General features: G+C 67.4%; 13 protein-coding genes. 6 read left to right on the plus strand and 7 right to left on the minus strand.

Annotated elements, in window-relative coordinates; genetic code table 11:
* The coding region (gene motA, locus RMO04_RS17900; RefSeq protein WP_309646123.1) for a flagellar motor stator protein MotA at positions 1–736 on the plus strand (736 nt) is incomplete at its 5' end.
* On the opposite strand, the gene RMO04_RS17905 is transcribed toward motA, so the two are convergent.
* Positions 733–1,818 carry a 5-(carboxyamino)imidazole ribonucleotide synthase gene (locus RMO04_RS17905; protein ID WP_309646124.1) on the minus strand — a complete coding sequence of 362 codons (1,086 nt, stop codon included), beginning with the start codon at positions 1,816–1,818 and terminating at the stop codon, positions 733–735. The two genes, motA and RMO04_RS17905, sit on opposite strands and share 4 nt — an antisense overlap.
* Positions 1,819–1,820: 2 nt before the next feature.
* A complete protein-coding gene (purE, locus tag RMO04_RS17910) occupies positions 1,821–2,312 on the minus strand; it encodes a 5-(carboxyamino)imidazole ribonucleotide mutase (protein ID WP_309646125.1) in 492 nt (163 codons plus the stop codon).
* 124 nt (positions 2,313–2,436) lie between these two features.
* Here purE and RMO04_RS17915 point away from each other — a divergent pair, with 124 nt between their 5' ends.
* Together RMO04_RS17915 and RMO04_RS17920 are read left to right on the plus strand one after the other, a co-directional pair.
* Positions 2,437–3,195: a GGDEF domain-containing protein gene (locus RMO04_RS17915; RefSeq protein ID WP_309646126.1), complete on the plus strand. Its 759-nt coding sequence runs from the start codon at positions 2,437–2,439 to the stop codon at positions 3,193–3,195.
* Between the two features lie 47 nt (positions 3,196–3,242).
* On the plus strand, positions 3,243–3,611 hold the full coding sequence (locus tag RMO04_RS17920) for a VOC family protein (protein ID WP_309646127.1): 369 nt from the start codon (positions 3,243–3,245) through the stop codon (positions 3,609–3,611).
* A 4-nt stretch (positions 3,612–3,615) separates the two neighbouring features.
* Here the strand turns inward: RMO04_RS17920 and RMO04_RS17925 are convergent, their stop codons facing one another.
* From RMO04_RS17925 to RMO04_RS17935, 3 genes are read right to left on the minus strand one after another with little or no spacing between them, the layout of a single operon-like run.
* Positions 3,616–3,837 (minus strand): DUF465 domain-containing protein, encoded by a 222-nt coding sequence (locus RMO04_RS17925; protein WP_309646128.1) that lies wholly within the window; start codon positions 3,835–3,837, stop codon positions 3,616–3,618.
* Between the two features lie 53 nt (positions 3,838–3,890).
* Positions 3,891–4,337 (minus strand): TIGR02444 family protein, encoded by a 447-nt coding sequence (locus tag RMO04_RS17930; protein WP_309646129.1) that lies wholly within the window; start codon positions 4,335–4,337, stop codon positions 3,891–3,893.
* A 2-nt stretch (positions 4,338–4,339) separates the two neighbouring features.
* On the minus strand, positions 4,340–4,933 hold the full coding sequence (locus RMO04_RS17935; protein WP_309646130.1) for a UbiX family flavin prenyltransferase: 594 nt from the start codon (positions 4,931–4,933) through the stop codon (positions 4,340–4,342).
* Positions 4,934–5,064: 131 nt separating this feature from the next.
* Here RMO04_RS17935 and RMO04_RS17940 point away from each other — a divergent pair, with 131 nt between their 5' ends.
* Positions 5,065–5,238: a DUF465 domain-containing protein gene (locus RMO04_RS17940; protein ID WP_309646131.1), complete on the plus strand. Its 174-nt coding sequence runs from the start codon at positions 5,065–5,067 to the stop codon at positions 5,236–5,238.
* A gap of 126 nt (positions 5,239–5,364) precedes the next feature.
* Here the strand turns inward: RMO04_RS17940 and RMO04_RS17945 are convergent, their stop codons facing one another.
* Positions 5,365–6,036, minus strand: a complete 672-nt coding sequence (locus tag RMO04_RS17945; RefSeq protein ID WP_309646132.1) for a cell cycle transcriptional regulator TrcR — start codon at positions 6,034–6,036, stop codon at positions 5,365–5,367.
* A 178-nt stretch (positions 6,037–6,214) separates the two neighbouring features.
* Positions 6,215–6,850, minus strand: coding sequence for a PEPxxWA-CTERM sorting domain-containing protein (locus RMO04_RS17950; protein ID WP_309646133.1), 636 nt, complete (start codon positions 6,848–6,850; stop codon positions 6,215–6,217).
* A gap of 358 nt (positions 6,851–7,208) precedes the next feature.
* Here RMO04_RS17950 and RMO04_RS17955 point away from each other — a divergent pair, with 358 nt between their 5' ends.
* Positions 7,209–7,556: a hypothetical protein gene (locus tag RMO04_RS17955; RefSeq protein ID WP_309646134.1), complete on the plus strand. Its 348-nt coding sequence runs from the start codon at positions 7,209–7,211 to the stop codon at positions 7,554–7,556.
* A 50-nt stretch (positions 7,557–7,606) separates the two neighbouring features.
* Positions 7,607–7,827: hypothetical protein (locus RMO04_RS17960; RefSeq protein WP_309646135.1), on the plus strand; the 221-nt coding region annotated here is incomplete at its 3' end.

The raw sequence follows: 7,827 nt of genomic DNA on the forward strand, positions 1-7,827 counted from the left end.
GGCCTTTCTGATCTCCAACTCCATGCCGGTCGTCAAGGGCACGCTCTCGGGCTTCGGCAAGGTGTTCGCCGGGCCTAAGTGGAAGGCCAGCGACTACCGCGACCTGCTGTCGCTGCTGTTCCTGCTGACCAAGACCATGAAGTCCAAGGGCGTCATCGCCCTGGAAAGCCACATCGAGAACCCGAAGGACTCCTCCATCTTCTCGCGCTTCCCGCGGGTGATGAAGGATCACTTCGCCGTCGACTTCATCTGCGACACGCTGCGGATGATGACCATGAACCTCGAGGACCCGCACCAGGTCGAGGACGCCATGGAAAAGCAGCTTGAAAAGCACCACCACGAGGCGCTTGGCCCGGCCGGCGCCCTGACCAACATGGCCGACGCCCTACCCGCGCTCGGCATCGTCGCCGCCGTGTTGGGGGTGATCAAGACCATGGGCGCGATCACCGAGCCGCCGGAAGTGCTGGGCGAGATGATCGGGTCGGCCCTGGTCGGCACCTTCCTCGGCGTGTTCCTGGCCTACGGCCTGGTCGGCCCGATGGCCGTGCGGCTGAAGGAAGTGATCGAGGAGGAAGGGTCCTTCTACAAGATCATCCAGGGCGTTCTCGTCGCCCACCTGCACGGCAACGCCGCTCAGATATCGGTCGAGATCGGCCGCGGCAGCGTGCCCTCCGGCGCTCAGCCCAGCTTCCTGGAGCTGGAAGAAGCCCTGTCGGCCATTCCCCCCGAAGCCTAGAGCGAACCTAGAATCCGGTTCACGTGGCCCATCTTGCGGCCGGGCTTGGCCTCGCGCTTCCCATAGAGATGCACGCGGGTCTCGGGTTGTGCGGCGTAGGTCGCCCAGCCCGCCGCCTCGTCGCCTAGCAGGTTCAGCATCTCGACCTGGGCGCGGGCTGCGGTGGGGCCTAGCGGCCAGCCGGCGACGGCGCGGATGTGCTGTTCGAACTGGTCGACCTCGCAGCCGTCCTGGGTCCAGTGGCCGGTGTTGTGGACGCGGGGCGCGATCTCGTTGACCAGCAGGGAGCCGTCCTTCAGCTCGAACAGCTCGATGCCGATGACGCCCACATAGTCGAGGCCGGTGAGGATCCTGGCGGCGATCCGCTCGGCCTGCTCGGCGGCGGAGGCGCTGACCTCGGCGGGCGCCACGCTGCGGCGAAGGACGCCTTTCTCGTGGTGGTTCTCCGCCAGGGGATAGACGGCGATGGCGCCGTCTCGACCCCGTGCCGCGATGATTGACAATTCGCGGACGAAGTCGGCGGCCGCCTCCAGAATCACCGGTCGGGCGCCCAGGGACTCGAAGGCCTTGGCCGCGTCGGCGGCATGCTCGACCCAGGTCTGGCCCTTGCCGTCATAGCCTTCGCGGCGGGTCTTCATCAGGCACGGCGTCCCGACGGCGGCGGCTGCGGCCACCGCTGTCTCGGGGCTGTCGGCGGCGGCGAAGGCGACGGTGGCCACGCCCCTGGCGTTGAGGAAGCTCTTCTCGTCGACCCGATCCTGGGCGACGGCCAGGGCAAGCGGACCCGGCGCCACCTCGACGCCCAGCGCCATCAGGGCCTCGACCGAGGCGGCGGGCACGTTCTCGAACTCGAAGGTGACCACATCGGCGAGCTCGGCAAGGGCGTTCAGGGCGAGCGGATCGTCATACGCGCCGATGATGGCGTGCGCCGCCACCCGGCCGGCGGGCGCGTCGGTCTCGCGCTCCAGGATCGCCACGTCGAAGCCCAGCTTGGCGGCGGCCTGGGCGAGCATCCGGCCGAGCTGTCCGCCGCCCAGGATACCGAGCGTCGATCCCGGCGGCAGCGGCAGGATGGCGGTCATGCTCAGTCCTCGACGGTTTCGGCGACGCTGGCGGTGTGGCGGGCCCGATAGGCGGTCAGCCGCTCGGCCAGCGCCGGGTCCGACAGGGCCAGGATCTGGGCGGCCAGCAGGCCGGCGTTCTTCGCCCCCGCCTCGCCGATGGCGAGGGTCGCCACCGCGATGCCAGCGGGCATCTGGACAATGGAGAGCAGGCTATCCATCCCCTTCAGCGCCTTGGATTCGACCGGCACGCCCAGCACCGGCAGCTCGGTCATCGAAGCCGTCATGCCCGGCAGGTGCGCGGCGCCCCCCGCCCCGGCGATGATCACCTTGAACCCCGCCGCCTTGGCGCCCTTGGCGAAGGCGTACATGCGCTCGGGCGTGCGGTGGGCGGAGACCACCTTGGCCTCATAGGCCACGCCCAGGGCGTCGAGGCTCTCGGCGGCGCCCTTCATGGTGGGCCAGTCGGACCGGCTGCCCATTATGATGGCGACCGGCGCGGTCGTTGCGCTCATTTGCCTGGAAACCCCTGCGGCGGAAAGGCGCGGAGTATAGGCGCCGGTCTTGCGCCCGCAACCAAGGACGTTCAGGATTCTTAATCCGCTAGGACTTCAGCGATTCTCGTTCGATGGAAGCCCCATGAAGATCACCGGCGCCCGCTCCGAATCCTTCTCAGCCATCCGCAAGAGCGCCCTCGTGCGCGCCGGCGCCCAGGCGACCGCGACGGCGACCGGGCCCACCGACAAGACCGCATTCCTGGGCCTGGCCGAAGGCGACCTGACGCCGGCCGTCCAGGGGGCGGTCAAGACCCTGCTGACCGAGATCGACGAGCTGCGCGGCGAGGTGACCCGGCTGAAGGCCAAGCTGGCCGAGGTGGAGGACCTGGCCGATCGCGACGCCCTGACGCCGCTGCTCAACCGCCGGGCCTTCGTGCGTGAGCTCGGGCGAATCCGCACCTTTTCCCAACGCTACGGATCGCCCGCCAGCGTGGTCTATTTCGACCTGGACGGCTTCAAGCACGTCAATGACCGCTTCGGCCACGCCGCGGGCGACTCCGCCCTCCGTGCGGTGGCGGAGCGGCTGTTGGCCCATGTGCGCGAGAGCGACATCGTCGGACGGATGGGCGGCGACGAGTTCGCCGTGATCCTGGTCCAGGCCGACAAGCCCACGGCGGAAGCCAAGGCCGAGGCCCTGGCGGACGCGATCGAGGGCTCGCCGATCCAGTTCGGCGACTGGTCGGCGCCGCTGCACATCTCCTATGGCGTGCGCGAGATCTCGTCGGAGATCGACCCGGAGGAACTGGTGGCCGAGGCGGACGCCGCCATGTTCATCCGCAAGCGCGAGCGCCGCGGGATTATCGAGCCGCGTCAGGCGTCGCGATCGATTTCGGGTACCTGACGCCCGCGTCACGCCGCTAGGGTCGGTCCCAAAGAGGGAGAGCGACCATGATCGGCTACACCACAATCGGCACGAACGACCTGGAAAAGGCCAAGGCCTTCTATGACGCCGTCCTGGGGACCATGGGCGTCCGTCAGGGCTATGACGGCGGGCGTATCCTCTTCTACGGCAAGTTCGGCGCCGGCGGACTGGCCCTGTGCGAGCCCTACGACAAGCAACCCGCCGTACCCGGCAACGGCACGATGGTGGCCTTGGCCGCGGAAAGCCGCGACATGGTCGATGCCATCCACGCCGAAGCCCTGGCCCAGGGCGCGACCTGCGACGGACCGCCCGGCCTGCGCGGCTCCGGCTTCTACGGCGCCTATTTCCGCGATCTCGACGGAAACAAGATCTGCGCCTTCAAGATGATGAGCTGACGCCTCAGGCGATGATGTCGGGCGTAAGCTGGTTGCGAAGGCGCGAGATGTCGTCCTTCAGGGCCAGCTTCTTCCGCTTCAGGCGCGCGATGACCATCATGTCGGGGACGGGCGCGAGGGAGAGGGCCTCGACCGCCGCGTTGAGGTCCGAATGCTCCTGGATCACCGAAGCCAGGTGCGCGCGAAAACGTGTCGCTGCCTCGTCCAAATCGTCATCGTCGTTCATCACGCCACGCCTCGTCGCCCGACTCAGATGATGCGCACGCGAGCAGCCCTCGTCTAGACGAGGGCGCGCGCTAGGCGAGCCAGGCCCTCGTCGTCGGCGGGCGAGCCCCAGGCCGCGGCGGCGGCGCGAAGGCTCTCCAGGGCCGGATGGCCGCCGCTGGCCGCCGGGGCCAGGACTTCGAGCGTCTCCATCAGCACCCGCTCGGCGCGCAGCTCGGCGGCCTTCACGTCCTGGCGCAGGCCTTCGCGCGCGCTGTCGTCCACCGGCGGAAAGGCGGGCTTCAACGCACGGCGAACCTCGCGAATCGGCATCAGCACCTTGGCGTCCCAGGCCTTCGCCACGACCACCGCCTCGGCGAGCGCGGCCGCGGAGGGTCCCTCGGCCCAGATGGCCCACAGCAGATAGGAGGTATTCTGGCCGTGCTCGTCCTGCAGGCTAAGCGTCGCCTCCGGCACGCCGTCGCGGGCGTAGAGGTCCAGGGTCCAGTCCCAGAGCGACATGGTCAGCCCTCCCCCGACTGCGGACCGACATCCTGGCCCCAACGCTTAACGGGTTTCCAGGAGAGGCCGAACAGATCGAGCGCCCGGCCCACCGATTGATCGACCATCTCGTCCAGGCTGGTCGGCCGGGCGTAGAAGGCCGGCATCGGCGGGGCGATCACGGCGCCCATCTCGGCCAGCCGGACCATGGTGCGCAGGTGGCCCAGGTGCAGCGGCGTCTCGCGCACCATCAGCACCAGGGGCCGACGCTCCTTCAAGGTCACGTCGGCGGCCCGGGTCAGCAGCGACGACGTCACGCCGGTGGCGATCGCGCTCATGGTCCGCACGGAACATGGCGCCACGATCATGCCCAGTGTCGGGAAGGATCCCGAGGCCACCGAGGCGCCCACGTCACCCACCTTGTGGACCACGTCGGCGCGGGCCTGGACGTCGGCCACGCTGAGCGTCGTCTCCTGGGCCAGGGTCAGGGCCGCGGCGCGGGAGAAGATCAGATGGCTCTCGACGCCCAGGTCGCGACAGGCGTCCAGCACCCGCAGACCGTAGGCCGCGCCGCTTGCGCCGGAGACGCCGACCACCAGGCGTGGGTTACTGCTCATGCGCTTTGGGTCTCCACGCCCGATTTCAAGGCGCCGGCGGTGAATGTCGGATCGCAAACATATGTGATCTGACAGGTCAGGCCAGCGGGTGTTCACTCTCCAACATAGGTTCATGCAGGAGACGACACGATATGGCCGTTGAAGCCCGCATCCGCGAACTCGGATCCCGACACCAGAACTTGGACAAGGCGATCCAGGACGAGTTGAGCAGGCCTGCAGCCGACACCGTAAAACTGAAGGAACTTAAGCGACAGAAGCTCAGGCTGAAGGAAGAGATCCAGGCTCTGGGCTCCCAGGCCCACTAGCCGCCTAGCGGCCCTGGCCGAAGGGCCGGGGCCCGCCCCGTCTCTTCCTCGTCCGTGAGGGCCGGATATCAGACGGCCTTGGCCGACCGCCCCCCGAGGTCCCAGGAGGTGGTCGGCAGGGCTGTCCTAGTCGTCGTCGCCGTCGTCGTCATCGAAGTGCGGCGGCTCGGCGACGTGATCATCGTCATACTCGATCACGACCCCGGTCTGCGAAGCCGGCTCAAGGGTCGGACCATCGGGCTCGACGATGCCGCGCTTGGCGTCATCCTTAGCCTTCTTGTCGGCCGCCTTGCGGACCACGGCGTCCAGCTCGAGCTGGGTCGATAGGCCAAGCGTCACGGGATCGACCGGCTTGATGTTGGCCGCGTTCCAATGCTGACGATTGCGGACCTGGTCGATGGTGGCCTTGGTGGTGCCCAGCAGGCGCGCGATCTGGCTGTCGGCCACTTCCGGGTGATTGCGGATGAACCAGGCGATGGCGTCCGGACGGTCCTGGCGGCGCGACACCGGTGTATAGCGCGGGGCCTTCTTCACCGGCTTCAGCAGTTCGGCGTGACGGCTCTTCTGGGCCTTCATGCGATACTTGTCGCTCTTCTGGGCGGCGTCCAGTTCTTCGCGGTTGAGCTGGCCATTGGCGATCGGATCGGCGCCGCGGATGTCGCGCGCGACCTCGCCATCGGCGATGCCTTTGACTTCCAACGGGTGCAGGCCGCAGAAATCAGCGATCTGATCGAAGGTCAGCGAAGTGTTGTCCACCAGCCAGACAGCGGTCGCCTTCGGCATCAGGATGTCGGTCATGACGGTATTCCTAAAATGACGGCGCCCGGCCTTTCGGCCGGGCGGTGCATAGAGCAGCACTTCCTATAGGCGCGTTCGAGGGCCAAGAAAACGACAATCGACGACGTCGTTCGCGACTTCGCGAGGCATGCGACGACTCAGGAAGGACGGGATCGGGCCCGCCTCTCCCCGCGGCCGACTAGGCCCACCCGAGGGCGCTCGCCCGGCGCCGACGCAGGGTCGCGCCCAGCGTGCCGAAGCCCACGATCATCATCGCCCAAGTCGCCGGTTCGGGGACGGCCGAAGCCACCGCGATATTGTCGAGCTCGAACGAATTGCCGCTGGACGAGAAGATCACCTGCGTCACGCGGTCCAGGCCGAAGTCGTAGGTCATGCGACGGCCGATCGACTGGTTGCCGCCAAACGAACCGTCGGCCAGGGCCGCGCCGCTGAGCGTGACGTCGAAGCCGTTCAGGCCGATGAACCGGATGCTGTTGTAGGAGTCCGGCGAGCCGATGTAGACGCTCAAGGCGCGGATCAGCGGCGTGTCCAGAGTGGCCGAGCCGCCCGTCTGGATGGCCAGATAGTCGCTGGTCGTGCCAGGAGGCGGCGCCGCGACGCCCGGGACCAAGCCGGCCGCACCGCTGAAGACGCCGGCCATGCCGCTCAGGGTCAGCGTGAACCCGGAAGCCACGTACCCGTCGAAGTCATAGACCACGGACTGGCCAGCCGGAGGCGGCGCGTCCGTCGGCGAAGAGACGACCGTAAGGGCGTTCGCCGAGGTCGCGACCGAGAGGCCGGCGACCACCGCCAGCAAGCTGAGCTTCAATGACATAACGCACCCCAATACCGGCTGCCAGCGTCCACACGCCACAAACCCACTACGTCTAAGCAAATCCACCTGACCATCTTCTGTCAATCAAGTTTATTAACACATACCCTGAATAGACCCTTCTGTATAAAATTTGACCTCGTTAACTATAATTAACGACGAAGGCTCAGAAGCTTGGCCTTAACGCAGGAAACGAGACTGTTGGCGTTAACCATATTTCGATCAGCTTTGCTAACCTTCACCATCTTCAGCAACATGGTTAACGACACCACCAAGAACCGCCCTCTGCTTGCCGCTTGAGACTCCGCCCAAGATCGTGCCAAGCTCGCTTCAACAAGCACCCGCAAGGGGAGGACGTGGGATGAGGGGGGCGATCCTGACCGTGGCCGTGGCGCTGCTGGCCGGCGCGTGCGCGGCGGCTCCTAAGTCCCAGCCCAGCATCCCGGCCTCGGCGCGAGCGCCCTCGGACTACCGCCACATGACCTGCGGCCAACTCGCCGTCGAAGTCGCCAGGACCCAGCGCGCCTTCGCCGCGACCCAGCGCCAGATGCGCGTTGGTGAGGACCTGGCCAGCTACTACCTGCCCATATCGCTCAGCCCCGCGCCCACCACCCAGGCCAGCCGCCTTTCGCGGCGGCTGGAGGATCTGCAGCGGGCGTCACGCGCCAAGCGCTGCTCCAGCATCAGCCTGCGCAGCGCCACCGCCTGAGAGCCCCAACGGGGGTTGCGCCGCCGGCTGGGCGCCAATAGCAACGTCGAATGGCGCGCATCGAACTCCCCAGCATCGGCACACCCGACACGATCACCGGCGGTCGCTCGACCCGTGACGGATACCAGCGCGGCTGGGGTCTGATGCACGCCGGCTTGGCCGAGAAGGTCGCCGCCGACCCGCTCTATCAGGCCGCGGTCGAGGCGAGCGGCGGCTGGTCGCTGATGGTCGAGGCCAAGCGGATGAACCTGTTCCTCATCCTGACCTCGTT

Source organism: Phenylobacterium sp. (genome assembly GCF_031412415.1).
In the GTDB taxonomy this organism is placed as follows: domain Bacteria; phylum Pseudomonadota; class Alphaproteobacteria; order Caulobacterales; family Caulobacteraceae; genus Phenylobacterium.